General features: G+C 67.5%; 15 protein-coding genes. 7 read left to right on the plus strand and 8 right to left on the minus strand.

Features of this window, described 5'->3' with window-relative positions:
- Positions 1-9: 9 nt before the first annotated feature.
- Positions 10-732: an aspartate/glutamate racemase family protein gene (locus tag AC3WTE_RS03600; RefSeq protein ID WP_492435722.1), complete on the plus strand. Its 723-nt coding sequence runs from the start codon at positions 10-12 to the stop codon at positions 730-732.
- On the opposite strand, the gene puuE is transcribed toward AC3WTE_RS03600, so the two are convergent.
- The 3 genes from puuE to AC3WTE_RS03615 are packed head-to-tail and all read right to left on the minus strand — an operon-like array spanning position 729 to position 3,801.
- Positions 729-1,631 carry an allantoinase PuuE gene (gene puuE, locus AC3WTE_RS03605; RefSeq protein WP_492435724.1) on the minus strand — a complete coding sequence of 301 codons (903 nt, stop codon included), beginning with the start codon at positions 1,629-1,631 and terminating at the stop codon, positions 729-731. The two genes, AC3WTE_RS03600 and puuE, sit on opposite strands and share 4 nt — an antisense overlap.
- Positions 1,628-2,590, minus strand: a complete 963-nt coding sequence (gene alc, locus AC3WTE_RS03610; RefSeq protein WP_492435725.1) for an allantoicase — start codon at positions 2,588-2,590, stop codon at positions 1,628-1,630. The genes puuE and alc overlap by 4 nt, the downstream gene beginning before the upstream one ends.
- Positions 2,587-3,801 carry a DUF6986 family protein gene (locus tag AC3WTE_RS03615; protein ID WP_492435727.1) on the minus strand — a complete coding sequence of 405 codons (1,215 nt, stop codon included), beginning with the start codon at positions 3,799-3,801 and terminating at the stop codon, positions 2,587-2,589. Before AC3WTE_RS03615 ends, alc begins: the two co-directional genes overlap by 4 nt.
- Before the next feature lie 103 nt (positions 3,802-3,904).
- Between AC3WTE_RS03615 and AC3WTE_RS03620 the strand changes: the two genes are divergently transcribed.
- The 3 genes from AC3WTE_RS03620 (at position 3,905) to AC3WTE_RS03630 (ending at position 8,973) form a co-directional block, all read left to right on the plus strand.
- Positions 3,905-4,927, plus strand: coding sequence for an alpha/beta hydrolase (locus tag AC3WTE_RS03620; protein WP_492435729.1), 1,023 nt, complete (start codon positions 3,905-3,907; stop codon positions 4,925-4,927).
- A 670-nt stretch (positions 4,928-5,597) separates the two neighbouring features.
- On the plus strand, positions 5,598-6,809 hold the full coding sequence (locus AC3WTE_RS03625) for an acetyl-CoA C-acetyltransferase (protein WP_492435730.1): 1,212 nt from the start codon (positions 5,598-5,600) through the stop codon (positions 6,807-6,809).
- Between the two features lie 16 nt (positions 6,810-6,825).
- Positions 6,826-8,973, plus strand: coding sequence for a 3-hydroxyacyl-CoA dehydrogenase NAD-binding domain-containing protein (locus AC3WTE_RS03630; RefSeq protein WP_492435731.1), 2,148 nt, complete (start codon positions 6,826-6,828; stop codon positions 8,971-8,973).
- 71 nt (positions 8,974-9,044) lie between these two features.
- Here AC3WTE_RS03630 and AC3WTE_RS03635 read toward each other — a convergent pair whose 3' ends face one another.
- The 5 genes from AC3WTE_RS03635 to AC3WTE_RS03655 are packed head-to-tail and all read right to left on the minus strand — an operon-like array spanning position 9,045 to position 12,258.
- Entirely contained in the window at positions 9,045-9,482 is a 438-nt protein-coding gene (locus tag AC3WTE_RS03635) for a TIGR03618 family F420-dependent PPOX class oxidoreductase (RefSeq protein WP_492435732.1), read from the minus strand.
- 7 nt (positions 9,483-9,489) lie between these two features.
- Positions 9,490-9,912, minus strand: coding sequence for a PPOX class F420-dependent oxidoreductase (locus tag AC3WTE_RS03640; RefSeq protein ID WP_492435734.1), 423 nt, complete (start codon positions 9,910-9,912; stop codon positions 9,490-9,492).
- 57 nt (positions 9,913-9,969) lie between these two features.
- Complete coding sequence (locus AC3WTE_RS03645) at positions 9,970-10,581, minus strand: class I SAM-dependent methyltransferase (RefSeq protein ID WP_492435736.1); 612 nt, start codon at positions 10,579-10,581, stop codon at positions 9,970-9,972.
- Between the two features lie 4 nt (positions 10,582-10,585).
- Positions 10,586-11,011, minus strand: a complete 426-nt coding sequence (locus AC3WTE_RS03650; protein ID WP_492435737.1) for a pyridoxamine 5'-phosphate oxidase family protein — start codon at positions 11,009-11,011, stop codon at positions 10,586-10,588.
- Between the two features lie 59 nt (positions 11,012-11,070).
- Complete coding sequence (locus AC3WTE_RS03655; protein ID WP_492435738.1) at positions 11,071-12,258, minus strand: FAD-dependent monooxygenase; 1,188 nt, start codon at positions 12,256-12,258, stop codon at positions 11,071-11,073.
- An 81-nt stretch (positions 12,259-12,339) separates the two neighbouring features.
- Here AC3WTE_RS03655 and AC3WTE_RS03660 point away from each other — a divergent pair, with 81 nt between their 5' ends.
- The 3 genes from AC3WTE_RS03660 to AC3WTE_RS03670 all read left to right on the plus strand — a co-directional run bounded on the left by AC3WTE_RS03660 (position 12,340) and on the right by AC3WTE_RS03670 (position 15,244).
- Positions 12,340-12,891 carry a TetR/AcrR family transcriptional regulator gene (locus AC3WTE_RS03660; protein ID WP_492435740.1) on the plus strand — a complete coding sequence of 184 codons (552 nt, stop codon included), beginning with the start codon at positions 12,340-12,342 and terminating at the stop codon, positions 12,889-12,891.
- Positions 12,892-13,003: 112 nt separating this feature from the next.
- Entirely contained in the window at positions 13,004-14,020 is a 1,017-nt protein-coding gene (locus AC3WTE_RS03665; RefSeq protein ID WP_492435741.1) for a VWA domain-containing protein, read from the plus strand.
- A gap of 3 nt (positions 14,021-14,023) precedes the next feature.
- Positions 14,024-15,244: a DUF7373 family lipoprotein gene (locus tag AC3WTE_RS03670; RefSeq protein ID WP_492435743.1), complete on the plus strand. Its 1,221-nt coding sequence runs from the start codon at positions 14,024-14,026 to the stop codon at positions 15,242-15,244.
- Positions 15,245-15,256: the final 12 nt, after the last annotated feature.

The raw sequence follows: 15,256 nt of genomic DNA on the forward strand, positions 1-15,256 counted from the left end.
GTCCTTGGGATGAGCCGGATTTGGGTCATCAACCCCAACACCACACCATCGATGACCGCTGGGATCGGGCGCTGCGCACAGGCAGTGGCCGGTCCCGGCGTCGACATCGTGGCCGTGACGTCTGAATACGGTCCCCCCTCGATCGAAAGCCACTACGACGAGGCCATGAGCGTGCCGGGCCTGCTCGAGGCGATCCGCCGCGGCGAGGACGCCGGTGTCGACGGTTATGTGATCGCATGCTTCGGTGATCCGGGACTGGACGCGGCGCGGGAGGTCGCGGCCGGGCCGGTCATCGGCATCGCCGAGGCCGCCATGCAGACCGCCAGCCACCTCGGCCGGGGCTTCTCCGTGGTGACGACGCTGGCGCGCACCATGGGCCGAGCCGTCGATCTCGCGGAACGCTATGGGATGCAACGGTTCTGCATGGGTATCCACGCCTGCGACATTCCGGTGCTCGACCTGGAGACCGACCCCACGGCGCGCAAGGTCGTCACCGAGGCCTGCCGGGAGGCGCTGGAGGCCGACGGTTCCGATGCCATCGTGCTGGGGTGTGCGGGCATGGCCGAGATGTGCGCGGCGATCACCGCCGAGCTCGGGGTGCCGGTGGTCGACGGGGTGAGCGCCGCAACGTTGACGGTGCAGGCGCTGGTGCGAATGGGTCTGCGCACCGGTAAACGCGGTGAGTTCGCGACGCCGCCGGCCAAGCGGTACACCGTCCGGCGCGAACGCTAGCGGGCCGGGTGCACGGCGCGCCAGTGCTCGGCGATGTCGATGCGCCGCGCCAGCCATACCCGGTCGTGTGACTGCACGTGGTCGAGGAATCGTTCCAGCGCGGCACTGCGGGCCGGTCGGCCGACCAGACGGCAGTGCAACCCGACCGAGAGCATCTTCGGGCTGCCGCCCAGACCTTCGGCGTAGAGCACGTCGAACGCGTCCCGCAGATGAGCGAAGAACTCCTCGCCGTTGGAAAACCCTGCGGGAGAGGCGAAACGCATGTCGTTGGTGTCGAGTGTGTACGGCACCACGAGATGGTCGGTGTCGGCCACGCGGACCCAGTACGGCAGATCATCGGCGTAGGAGTCCGAGTCGTACACGAACCCGCCGTGCTCGACCACCAGCTCCCGCGTGTGCGGGGAGTCCCGGCCGGTGTACCAGCCCAGCGGCGCGGCGCCGGTGAGCTCGGTCAGGATCCGCACCGCCTCTGCCATGTGCTCGCGTTCGGTGTCACGGTCGGTCAGCTGGTAGGACTGCCACCGCAGGCCGTGGCAGGCGATCTCGTGTCCGAGTTCATCGAATGCGGCCAGCGCCTCCGGGTTGCGCTGCAGGGCCCGCGCCACCGCGAAGACGGTCAGCGGGATATCCCGACGCTCGAAAACCCTTAGTATCCGCCACAATCCGGCGCGCGAGCCGTACTCATAGAGCGACTCCATGCTCATGTGCCGATTCGGGAACGCGTCGGCCGGGGTCATCTCGGACAGGAACGTCTCCGAGGCCGCATCCCCGTCGAGCACGTTGTTCTCCCCGCCCTCTTCATAATTGAGGACGAACTGCACGGCAATCGCGGCACCGCCCGGCCATTGCGGGTCCGGCGGGGTACGGCCATAGCCCACCAGGTCGCGTGGGTAGCTCACGCGAGTTCCCCGAAGAGCCGCAATCGAGCCAGCCCGCCGTCGGGATAGATGTCCAGTCGTGCCTCGGACACCACGTCGCCGGCGTCGATGAGGAAGCGGTGCCGGGTATCGGGCAGCAGTTCAGTGCGGGGCAGTAGTTCGATCCACTGGCCGTCGGCGCGCAGCGCGGTCAGTGCCGCGGCCCCGGGGCTGTTCCCGATGAAGTACGACGTGTCGATCTCGGCGAGCCGTACCCGGCCCGGTCCGGCCAGCCGGATGCGGACCCAGTCGTTGGCGTCGTCACGACGGCGGGCGGTTTCCCAGCCGTCGCCCATCACCTGTGCTTGTCCGGGAAAGATCAGATTCTGCGGCGAGCTGTAGAAGCGATTCGAGGCGTCGAGCACCAGACCGCCGTTTTCCAGCGCAGCCAGGTCCACGGGGCCGACGCCGAGAAATCGCTTGTCCGGGCGGCCTTCTCCGTGCACCCGTAGTCGCGCTACCCCGCCGTCCGGATAGATGTTGAGGCGCACGTGCGTCCAGCGCTGTTCCGAGGAGACCTCGAAGTTGTTACGGGTGTCCCCGTACACCCGCGAGCGGTCAATGAGCGGTACCCAGCCAGGGTGGGCGGCCAGCTGTTCGGCGGTCGGGTACCCGTCGACTTCGATGGCGTCGACGGAGACGGCCGGCGGATAGTTGCCCTTGAACCATGCGGTGTCGACCACCACGCCGCGGATGACACCCGGTACACCGAGGCGCACGATTGCGGTGTCGTGGCCGGCGTCGCGCCGTCGCCGGGTCTCCCAACCGTCGTATATCTGGCCCTTGTGCCCGAACGATGCCGGACGATATTGCGAGGGGTCGGCGGAGATGAGGTTTTCCTTCTCCGCGAACAGATCGTCGTTCGCCCAGATCACCGCGCCGCCGAGGCTCCGTAGCGCGAGATCCGGCAGCCAGGTGAAGTCCGGCAATGATTCAGTCATGACAGCTTTCGGTTCTTGAGGTTTCGTAGGACTTCGACGGTGGCGCCGGGCGCGATCGCGAGGAGGTCGTCGGCGCCGAATGCGCCGCAGTCCAGCCCGCGCAGGACCACCGCCGCCAACGCCTCGGCGGTCGCGGGCTCGTCGACGATAGGGCCGCCGGTGCGGTCCAGGTAAGCCTGCAGCCGTGGCGCCGCGGCGGCCATGGCGGCCCGGAAGAAGGTGAACGTGGCCAGCCAGCGCGTCACCAGGTGACCGGGGTGCATGTCCCAACCCTGGTAGAAACCCCGCTCGAGGGACCGGGTGACGAGCCGATGGTGGCGCCGGATCGCCTGCACCACTTGCTCTTCGGTGCCGATAGGGGCCACCTGCGTCGAGCCGTCGGCGACCCAGACGCCGGTCTGAGCGGCGGCGGCCTGCATCACCGCTTTGGCGTGGTCGGCCACGGGGTGATCGAGCGCCTGATGTTGCGGTGCGATCCCGCACGCGGCACTGTAATCGTATGTGCCGTAATGCAATCCGCTGCACCGACGGTCGGCCAGTTGGATCGCGCGGGCGAGGGTCGCGGTCCCGTCGGGGCCGAGTACCGCCTGCGGGCTCTCGATCTGCAGCTCGAAGCGCAGCGCGTGATCGGCCAGGCCGTGTGCGGTCTCCAATGCCTCGCACAGCCAGACCGCCGCGGTGACCTGTTCTGCCGCACGCAGTTTCGGCACGGTGAAGACAAATCCGTCGATGGCGCCGGCGTCGAGCACCAACTCGAGGGTGCGCAGCGCCCGACGGCGCTCTGCGGTGGTCAGCCCCTTGATCCGAATCCCGCTGTGGCTCAACCCGAGTGCGGGCAGGGTGACCGCCGCCCGCGCCGCGTCACGATCCTCCACGTCGTCACCGCGGTGGCCATAGCCATCCTCGAAATCCAGCCGCAAATCGGCAATCGGTGCTGCGGTGAGCTGGTCGCGCACCAACGCCACCGTCGTCTGGTCGCCGAGTTCGGCGAAGACCTCCGGGTGCTGGTCCAGCAATTCGAGTGCGGCCTGACCCCACTGGGCAGGAGTGTCGGGAGTCGCGTCGGCCGCGCTGACATAGACGGTATGGATGGGCTGCACGGCTGGGCCGTCCCCCGGAAACCGCGCAGCGAGGTCGGCCTCGACGCGGGACAACAGGGTGTCGATGCGCTCGAGCGCATCCGCCGGGATGCGATGGTGGGGGTCCGACACCCGCCTATCGTGCCGTGCCGACGCGATCTCAGCATGTCGAGCCCGAGCCGGTGTTAGGCAGCTGATCTAGTCTCGGCTCAGCAATGTCGCAAAAGGAGGCCCGATGACCAGCGCCGAACGGATCGATGATCCGGCCGAGAACTCTGTGCCCGAGCCCGTCGCATACGCCGGCCCGGAGTGGATGGGCAAGGCGAACTGGCACTCGGTCGCCGAGTCCTATCTGCTCAGGGCTGTGAAGCCGCTGCTGTTCCTGCTGACCAAGGTCATGCTGGCCCTCAACAAGCGGTTCCCGCAGCTCCTGCTCGACCGCGCCTACGACGGTTCTGAGCGGGTGACGAACTGGATGCCCGCGGTGCGTGGGTCGCGCACCGAGAAAGTCGAGCTGCCGAATTGCCCGGCGGAATGGGTCTGGAACGAGACCACTCCTGCGGTCGACGGCCGCGTCATCATCTACTTCCACGGGTCGGCGTTCATCGCACTCGGCATCAACAGCCACCGCCCGCTGGTCAGTCACATCGCCCGCGACAGCCGCGCACGCGCTTTGTCGGTGGGATACCGGCTGTGCCCGCGCCACCTCGTCGAAGACGCGGTTGAAGACGGCGTCGACGCCTACCGCTACGTGCTGGCACAGGGCGTGAAGCCGGAGCGCATCGTGCTGGCCGGTGACTCCGCCGGTGGGTTCATCGCGGCCATGACCGCCGTGGCGGTGCGCGACCTGGGAATGGCGCCGCCAGCAGGTTGTGTGATGTTGTCTGCGGCCACGAACAGTGACATGACGCCGAAATATGAAGCAGCGCAGCGCATTCCGGACGCGATGTTCCCGGTCGACTTTCTCCGGATGATCAGCGAGGTCTTCCTGCTGCACAACGGAGGGCGCGAAGCGACCCCGTCTCCGGTCGACGCCGACCTCCGCGGCCTCGGCCCGTTCCTGCTGCAAGTGGGTTCCGAAGAGGCGCTGCGGCCGGATTCGGAACTGATGGCCGAGCGGCTCGCCGAGGCGGGCGTCCCGGTACGGCTGCAGGTCTTCGACCGCGCCGTCCACGTCTTCCAGGCCTTCGCCTTCTCGAACCCCGACGCCCGTCGTGCCGTCGGGGAGATCGCGGAGTTCGTGAAGGCCATCGCCTGACTCCGCTGTTGGCCTGATTAGTCGTTGACTCTGTAGTGAGGGCGCGGCGTTCTCGCACTTATGCGCCCTGGTTTCAGGGTGAACGGGTCTCGGGCCGCCAGTGGCGTTGAGGCTGCAGTGAGGGCGCAGCCTTCTCGCACAAGTGCGCCCTCGATTCAGGGTCAACGCGGTTCTGCCCGGCGAGCGTGCGTTCAGGCGCTAATTTGCGTCGACAACTGCGGACTGCGACGTCGCCTTTCGTGAGCGTGACCACAAGGCGGTATTCGCGTCTGTTTTCCGCCGTCTGGTCACGTTCGTGGAGCGTGCACGGATTCTGGAGTCGGCTGCCACTGGCCCAACCGCCACAACGCCGAGGATTACTGCCGCATGGTGACTGCGATCCTCGGCGTAACGCTCGGCGGCCCGGGGGCTGATCTGGCGCGGGCGTCCAGGTCGACGCCCACCGAATCGGAAGAAATGGCAGGTCAACGTGCATTCGTCGGCCACGAGCGTGCGCGCCATGTACGCCGCTGGCGGTGTGTCGCTGTGCAGGCCCGCACGCTCGTGGGTGGTGGGCCGCACTCTCCCAACCACCTGGTTGGGAGGGCCTGTTACGCTTCCGGGCAGGGGACCGTCCGCCCGCGGGTAGGCGCACCCACAACCCCATCTCAATAGGACCTGGAGCAAATACATGTCCGAAGAAGCCTTCATCTATGAGGCCATTCGCACGCCCCGTGGCAAGCAGCGCAACGGTGCACTGAACGAGGTCAAGCCGGTCAACCTCATCGTCGGCCTGATCGACGAAATGCGTCGCCGCAATCCCGACCTCGATGAGAACCTGATCAGCGACGTCATCATGGGCTGCGTCTCGCCGGTCGGTGACCAGGGTGGCGACATCGCCCGCACCGCCGCTCTCGTGGCCAAGCTGCCCGAGACCACCGGTGGCTTCCAGCTCAACCGCTTCTGCGCCTCCGGCCTGGAGGCCGTGAACCTGGCCGCACAGAAGGTCCGTTCCGGCTGGGACGACCTGGTGTACGCCGGTGGCGTCGAGTCCATGAGCCGCGTCCCGATGGGTTCGGACGGCGGCGCGTGGGCCGGTGACCCGGAGACCAACTACCGCATCGGCTTCGTCCCGCAGGGCATCGGCGCCGACCTGATCGCCACCATCGAGGGCTTCTCGCGCGAAGACGTCGACGCCTATGCGGTGCGCTCGCAGGAGAAGGCCGCCGCGGCGTGGTCGGGCGGTTACTTCGCCAAGTCGGTCATCCCGGTCAAGGACCAGAACGGCCTGACCATCCTGGACCACGACGAGCACATGCGTCCCGGCACCACCGTTGAGAGCCTGGGCAAGCTCAACTCCGCGTTCGCGGGTCTGGGCGCCATGGGCGGCTTCGACGACGTGGCGCTGCAGAAGTACCACTACGTCGAGAAGATCAACCACGTCCACCACGGTGGCAACAGCTCGGGCATCGTCGACGGCGCCGCGCTGGTGCTGATCGGTTCGGAGGCTGCCGGCAAGTCGCAGGGCCTGACCCCGCGTGCCCGCGTCGTGGCCACCGCCACCAGCGGTGCCGACCCGGTCATCATGCTGACCGGCCCGACCCCGGCCACCAAGAAGGTGCTGGACCGTGCCGGCCTGACCGTCGATGACATCGACCTGTTCGAGATCAACGAGGCCTTCGCCTCGGTCGTCCTGAAGTTCCAGAAGGACCTGAACATCCCGGACGAGAAGCTGAACGTCAACGGTGGCGCCATCGCGATGGGTCACCCGCTGGGCGCCACGGGCGCCATGATCACCGGAACCATGGTCGACGAGCTCGAGCGCCGCGGCGCCAAGCGTGCCCTGATCACGCTGTGTATCGGCGGCGGCATGGGCGTGGCCACCATCATCGAGCGCGTCTAGGAAGAAGCGAAAAACAATGGCTGAGAAGACAATTCAGTGGGACAAGGATGCCGACGGCATCGTCACCCTCACCATGGACGACCCGACCGGTTCGGCCAACGTGATGAACGAGCACTACAAGGAGTCGATGCACTACGCGGTGCAGAGCCTGCTTGCCGAGAAGGACTCCATCACCGGTGTCGTCATCACCAGCGCGAAGAAGACCTTCTTCGCCGGCGGTGACCTCAAGGGCATGATGAACATCGGCCCCGATGATGCGGCCGAAGCCTTCGAAATGGTCGAGACCATCAAGGCCGACCTGCGCGCCCTGGAGACCCTGGGCAAGCCCGTCGTCGCCGCCATCAACGGCGCCGCCCTCGGCGGTGGCCTGGAGATCGCGCTCGCGTGCCATCACCGCATCGCGGCCGACGTTCGCGGCAGCCAGATCGGTCTGCCCGAGGTCACCCTGGGTCTGCTCCCGGGCGGTGGCGGCGTTGCCCGCACCGTGCGCATGTTCGGTATCCAGAAGGCCTTCATGGAGGTCCTGAGCCAGGGCACCCGCTTCACCCCGGCCAAGGCCAAGGCCACCGGCCTGGTCGACGAGCTCGTCGACACCGTCGACGAACTGGTCCCCGCCGCCAAGGCGTGGATCAAGGCCAACCCCGAGGCCCACACCCAGCCGTGGGACGTCAAGGGCTACAAGATGCCCGGCGGCACCCCGTCGAGCCCGGGCCTGGCCGGCATCCTGCCGTCGTTCCCGGCCCTGCTGAAGAAGCAGCTCAAGGGTGCCCCGATGCCCGCGCCGCGCGCCATCCTGGATGCCGCCGTCGAGGGTGCGCAGGTCGACTTCGACACCGCATCGCGCATCGAGAGCCGCTACTTCACCACCCTGGTCACCGGCCAGACCGCGAAGAACATGATCCAGGCGTTCTTCCTGGACCTGCAGGCCATCAACGGCGGCGCCTCCCGCCCGCAGGGCATCGCCAAGCAGGACATCAAGAAGATCGGCGTCCTGGGCGCGGGCATGATGGGCGCCGGTATCGCCTACGTGTCGGCCAAGGCCGGCTACGAGGTCGTCCTCAAGGACGTCACGCAGGAAGCCGCCGACAAGGGCAAGAACTACTCCGAGAAGATCGAGGCCAAGGCCCTCGAGCGTGGCAAGACCACTCAGGAGAAGTCCGACGCGCTGCTGGCCCGCATCACGCCGACCGCTGACCCGGCCGACCTCAAGGGTGTCGACTTCGTCATCGAGGCCGTGTTCGAGAACCAGGAACTCAAGCACAAGGTGTTCCAGGAGATCGAGGACATCGTCGAGCCCAACGCGCTGCTCGGCTCGAACACCTCCACGCTGCCCATCACCGGTCTGGCGACCGGCGTGAAGCGCCAGGAGGACTTCATCGGTATCCACTTCTTCTCGCCTGTCGACAAGATGCCGCTGGTGGAGATCATCAAGGGCGAGAAGACCTCTGACGAGGCGCTGGCCCGGGTGTTCGACTACACCCTCGCCATCAAGAAGACCCCGATCGTCGTCAACGACAGCCGTGGCTTCTTCACCTCGCGCGTGATCGGCACCTTCGTCAACGAGGCGCTGGCCATGCTGGGCGAGGGCGTCGCGCCCGCGTCCATCGAGCAGGCCGGTTCGCAGGCCGGTTACCCGGCAGCGCCGCTGCAGCTTTCGGATGAGCTCAACCTGGAGCTCATGCACAAGATCGCCGTGGCTTCCAAGGAGGGCGTCGAGGCCGAGGGTGGCACCTATGTCGGGCACCCGGCCGAGGCTGTCGTCGAGAAGATGATCGAGCTCGGTCGCCCGTCGCGCCTGAAGGGCGCGGGCTTCTACGAGTACGTCGACGGCAAGCGCACTCAGCTGTGGCCGGGTCTGAAGGACGCCTTCAACTCGGGTTCGACCGAACTGCCGCTGCAGGACATGATCGACCGCATGCTGTTCGCCGAGGCGCTGGAGACCCAGAAGTGCATCGACGAGGGCGTGCTGACCTCGACCGCTGACGCGAACATCGGCTCGATCATGGGTATCGGCTTCCCGCCCTACACCGGTGGTTCTGCGCAGTTCATCGTCGGCTACCAGGGCGAGCTCGGTGTCGGCAAGGAGGCCTTCGTGGCCCGGGCCAAGGAACTGGCCGCCAAGTACGGCGACCGCTTCCTGCCACCGGCTTCGCTGGAGAGCTAGTCAGCTAGCGCAAACAATCGCGAGAACCCCCAAATCCCTATGGGTTTGGGGGTTTTCGCGTTTCCTGGGGGTTATCGCGCAGGGTTCGAGTACACCCGAGTCGGTGAGATCAGCACCGCGGCGCGACCCTCTTCGCGCATGACGCGGTCGTAGGTGTCCCAGTCGTCGTGCGTCCCACCGGCGGCGGTGAAGACGTTGCGCAACAACACTCTCAGTGTTTCGGCGTCAGTGTCGTCCGGGCCGATGACCTCGGCGGTGCCCTCGACCGTCAGCCACTGCCAGCCGGCATGTGCGACAACGGAAGTCCGGGCATCGGCACGCAGATTGCGCAGCTTGCGTGTGGCGCCGATGGCGACGAGGGCGACGACCGGCTCACCGGTGCTCGGATGTGGCAGCACCCCGGCATTGACCACCGAGGACTGGATGCTGCCGTCATCACGCAGGGTGTTCAGCACACACAGCCCATGGTCGCGTGCGGACAACTCGGCGAAAGCGGAGAGGTCGGTCATGATCGCCTCAATCCGCCACGTCAAACGCGGCAATGACTTTCGTGGGGTTGACCCGGACCACGAGTTCGCCCGGCACGCCGTTGCGCCTGCCGAATTCCTCGGCGCGGTCGGCGCCCATGTAGCGGCCGCCGGTGCGGGTGGCGATGTCGAGCAACTCGTCGGGATCCTCACTGATCGACGCGATGCCCTGAACTTGGACAAACGCATACGGTGGGGTGGTGTCGTCGATGCACAACACCACCCGAGGGTCGCGGGCCAGCGCCCGCCCCTTGGCCGTGTCCTTGCCGGTGTTGAACACCAGCGCCCCGTCGTCGACCACGAACCACACGGGTGCGGACAACGGCCGACCGTCGGCCGCTACCCAGCCGAGCACCGCGGTGCGCGTGCCTTCGGAGAGAAAAGCGATCACATCGTCGGAAAGTTCGCCCATGGGGCCACGCTACGCCCGGAGGCCGACAGCTTGGCTCCGGAGGCTGACCTCGAACGGTCAGGTGCGACGCCGGGCGAACAGGTAGTACCGCGCCGGGTTCTTGTCGCCGCGATTCAGGCCCGGTTCGTCACCGCTGGACAGCAGCGTCCAGCCGAGCGCGAACCGCCGTTGCACCTCCGCCGGGTCGATCCCGGGCACCCCGAACGAGGCGCCCGGGACGAACGCGACGATCAGCAGCCGTGCATCCGGTGCCGCCACCGCCGTCACCTCGCCCACGTAGGCGTCGCGGTCGTTGGCGCTCATGCCGTGCAAGCAGCCGTTGTCGATGATCAGCCCGAAGTCCGCGCCGATGCCCTGGCCGGTGAGCCGGGTGGCGTCGGCCTGGTCGAACCGCACGGAGCCGGGGGCCGAAGCGTCCCGCTTGGCGGCCTTGGCCCGTGCCTTCTGGACCGCCGTCGCGACGTAGTCGACGCCGGTCACGTCCCAGCCGAGCCCGGCCAGATACAGCGCGTTGTCACCGGTGCCGCAACCGATGTCGAGCGCGGTTCCCGGTGTCAGCGCTCCGTCACCCTCAACCAGCTCGCGAAGGCTGGTGGCCAGCGGATGCCCGTCCCACGGAGTGAAGCCGAGCCGGTAGAAGAACCGGAATAGGCGCTGCCGGGACGACATGGCGTCACAGCGACCCTAGGTCGGCCGACAGCCAGTGCTTCGGGTCGACGGTGACTGTCACGCTGGGGCCGTGCTCGCGCCGGGCCATCTCGAGGTAGGCCGGGGCCTTCTCCTTGCCGAGGTACCGCTCGGCCATCTCGACCAGCTGTTCATCGGTGCCCGTCTCGATGCTGAGCACCGGACCGTCGACGGCGACGTAGCGGACCGTGGGCTCCAGGCGCTCGGCCATCAGCGACAGATGCCCCGCCGCCTCGATCAGCTTGTGCTTGCGAGAGCCGAGCCCGGTCAGCAGCCACAGCTTGCCGCCGGGCGTGTACGAGTACCAGATCGGCACCGTCAGAGGGCCGCGGTCTGCGCCGGCGTGGACCGACAGCGCCCCGATGTGTGGTTCGGCCAGAAATTCTTCGCGTTCATCCTTGGAAAGGGCCATGCAACCCAACGTAGCGAAAACGGGTGACATCGCAGCGGCTTCGGCCACACCGGAAGACGTCAGTCCGGCAGCGGCATGGTGTCGTACAGCCGGACGCCGTTCGAGTTGAGCCGGGCCAGCCGCTGCGTGAGGCCGCTGGGCAAGACCGACAGCGTGCGCGCGACGCCGAGCAGCGCCCTTGCGCCCCAATCGGTTCCGGGCACGATGGTCTTGGCATTGACCCGCGCCATGGCGCGGCTGCCGGCCACCGGCGCGGCCATGGTGCGCTCGTAGGCGGCGAATGCGGCCGGGTGATCGCCGCGGGCTGCGGTCAAGGCGTGAGCCAGCACGTACGCGCCGTAGACCGCCAGGCTGGTGCTGCCGCCGACCCCCGGGCCGGGGCAGTACCCGGCGTCACCGACCAGCGTGACCCGCCCCCGCGACCAGGTGCTCATCTCCAGCTGGGTGATCGCGTCGAAGTAGAACGCGGGGGTGGTGTCCAGTTCTCCCAGCCAGTGATCGACTTCGGGACTCACGCCCTCGAACGCCGCCTGCAAGTGGCGCTGCTGAGCGGCGATATCGCGGTGGTGGTAGTCCAGCGGCTGGTCGGTCCGGAACATGAACACCGCCCGGGCATCCTCGAGGTGGTCGGCGCTGTACACCATGGCGATCTTCCGCGGCGCCAGGTACCCGCTCATTTCACCTTTGGGTGCAAGCATTTTCGGCACCGACACCACCGCCAGATAGCCGCCGAGAAACACTTCCCGGGCCTGGTCACCGAAGGTCAGCTGCCGGACCCCGGAGTGCAGGCCGTCGGCGCCGATCACCAGGTCGTAGCGCTCCGGGGCGGCGTTCTCGAACGTCACCTCACCGGCATCGGTGATGGACGTGATCTGGTCGCCGAAGCGGAACTCGGCGTCGTCGCGGACGGCGTCGTAGTAGGCCTGGCTCAGGTCGTCGCGCATGATCTCGACATGCCGGTCGGACATGGTCGCGATGAGTTTGACGTAATCGACGTGGGTCCACCGGTTGCTGGGTGGACGGTTCAGGGTGAGCGCGGTGGTCCCGGTGGCGCGGGACTCGATGCGGCCCAACACGCTCATGCGTTCGGAGATCTCCATGGCCGGCCGGAACAGATCGACGGCGTGGCCCCCGGTCTTGCGCAGGGCCGGCGCGCGCTCGACCACCGTGACGTCGAATCCGTTGCGGCACAGCCAGTAGGCCAGGACCGGGCCGGCGATGCTGGCGCCGGAGATGAGCACCTTCATGAAGTCCTCCGTGTTTACTTAACGGTCGGTAAGTGGATGCGCGGTCAGCTTACCGCCCGTTAAGTAAGTTAGGGTGGCTACGTGGCGAGAACCCCGTCGAAGACTCGGTCGCGCATCCAGGATGTGGCGCGCGAGCTATTCAGTCAGAAGGGCGTGCAGCGCACCAGCCTGCAGGACATCGCCGACCGGCTGGGCATCAGTAAACCCGCGTTGTACTACCACTTCAGCTCGCGTGAGGACTTGGTGCGCAGCATCCTGCAGCCGTTGATCGACGAGGGCGAGGAATTCGTGGCCACCCAGGAACGGTTGCGCGGCGCGGCCCGAGCCACCCCCCGGGAGCTGCTGCAGGGCTACTTCGACTTCCACTACCGGCACCGGGCCGATCTGCTGCTGATCGTCACCGATCTGACCACGCTCGCCGACCTGGGCCTCATCGACAGCATGCTGGCGTGGCGCGACCGGCTGGGCAAGCTGGTCTTCGGGCGTCGCCCCACCCTCGAACAGTCCGCCCGCGCCGTCATCGCCTTCGGCGGTCTCCAGGACTGCTGCCTGCAGTTCCCGGACGCTCCTGCTGACCAGTTGAAACAGGCGACCGTGGACGGCGCCATGGCAGCGCTCGGCCTGTCGGACTGACGGGCCGACCGCGTCCGGAACCAGCCGCATCCGGTGCCAGAACCATTCGCGTCGGTACGATTGCCCCATATCGGTCTGAGGGACCGACGCCGAACGCAACGGAGAGTGCCTGTTGGAGATCCCCTTTGTCGGGCCACTGACGCTGTCCGGGTTCTCCAGTGCCTGGTTCTTCCTGTATCTGATCGCGGTCGTCGGGGCCGTCGCCATCTACCTGCTGCTGCGCAAGGCCCGCCGCAAGCGCGTCCTGCGGTTCGCCAACACCGAGCTGCTGGAGCAGGTCGTCGCGGCCCGCCCCAAGACGCAGTCCCGGTGGCGTCACGTGCCGGCCGTCCTGCTCGTCGTCGCGCTGCTGCTGCTCACCACCGCCATGGCCGGCCCGACGCACGACATCCGCATTCCGCGGAACCGCGCCGTCGTCATGCTCGTCATCGACGTCTCCGAATCGATGATCGCCACCGACGTCAAACCCAGCCGTATCGAAGCGGCGAAGAGCGCCGGCAAAACGTTCGTCGACGGCCTGACCAACGGCATCAGCGTCGGACTGGTCGAATTCTCCTCCAGTGCAACGATGCTGGTGGCGCCGACCAGCGACCATGACGTCGTGGCGCGCACCATCGACTCGCTGGAACCGGCACCGCGTACCGCGACCGGCGAGGGCATCTTCACGGCATTGCAGGCCATCGCCACCCTCGACGCCGTCATGGGAGGCGGGGACGGCCCGCCGCCGGCCCACATCGTGTTGATGTCGGACGGAAAAGAGACGGTGCCGGCCGACCCGAACGACCCCCGCGGTGCGTTTACCGCAGCGCGGGCGGCCAAGGACCAGGGCGTCGTGATCTCGACCATCTCGTTCGGTACCCCGTCGGGCGTCATCACCTACGAGGGCCAGGAAGTGCCCGTCCCGACCGACGACGTCACAATGCAGAAGATCGCCAAAATAACCGGCGGCGAGACATTCCGGGCCGAGACCCTCGACCAGCTGACCCGGGTCTACGCCAACCTGCAGGCGCAGATCGGCTACCAGACCATCCGCGGCGACGCCAGCGGCAGCTGGACCCGGGTCGGGTTCTTCGTGCTGGTCCTGGCGCTGTTCGCGGGGCTGAAGATCAACAACCGCGTGCCGGGCTGACCCATGCCCCCGCGGTTGGTGCTGGTGGCGCTGGCGACGCTGGTGGTGGCAGGCTGCGCCAGCACCGAGGCGGGGACGGGCGAAGGCGCTCACGCACCGGCCGCAGTCGATGTGAATCTCCTTGGTAGCGGCAACTTCCCGGTGGCGCCCGCGGCGCCGCTGGGTGTGGCGGGAGCGCCGCTGATCGGTGCCCAGATCGACGCCCGCCGGATGGCGGACAACGTCGTCGGTCCCTGGGAGGTCGATCCGCAGATGGTGGTGCCGGGGCTGTCGCGGGCCCTCGTCATCACCGACGCCGCGGCACTCGGCACGGTCATACCGGCCGGGGTGGCCGACACCGTCAAGGCGCACCACCTGCTCTACGGCTTTGCGTCCGATCGGCTGGACCCCGAGCAGTGGCGATTGATGAACGCCGTTCTGCGCTTCCCCGACGCGGCTGCGGCCACCGCGGCCGCCGCTGACCTGGCCGCTGCGGTTGCCGGGCTGTCGCCGGCGGTGGATCACCCGGTACCCATCCCCGGACATCCCGAGGCCCGGGCGACCACGTACAGCTACACCGCGAGCGTCAGCCCCGATCAGCCGGTGACGATGTACTCGTTCACCCCGCACGGCCAGTACGTGCTGGGCCAGCTCGTCTACGCGCCACAGCAAGACAGTGCCGTGGCGGCGATTGCCGCGACGCTGGACGCGCAGGTGCCGCGGATCGATCAGTTCGTACCGACCGATCCGGCGCAGTTCGCGTCCCTCGCCATGGATCCGACCGGCCTGCTGTCGCACACGATGTCGCCGCCCACCTACCCGGACCCGCCGAGCACCCGTCCGCTCAGCGCCAAGGCCGGTACCTATCTACCGCGGGCCGCGCTGCACTTCCAGGACGATCCCGTTGACACCGCGCCGCTTTTCGCGGCAGCGGGACTGCACTCGATGACGTACAACCACACCACCGTCTACCAGGTGCGCGATGCGGCGGCAGCGGCCAAACTCGTGAACGATCTTGCCGACCTCACCGCGCGCGTCGAGGTGGCGGCGCATCCGGTGAATGCCGTCGACTTCCTGCCGGGAAGCCGCTGCGTGCAATCCGAGGTCGATCCGACGATGACCAACGGTTCGGTCTTCTATTGCTTTGCCGCGCTGAACAATTCCGTCATCTCCGTGCACAACGCGAGTGACACCGGCGCACGGCAGGAGACGGCCGCGCAATACAAGATGCTGCTGACTCCCTAACCGACCTGATGC

This window comes from Mycobacterium sp. FW102-FHT13B02, assembly GCF_058790275.1.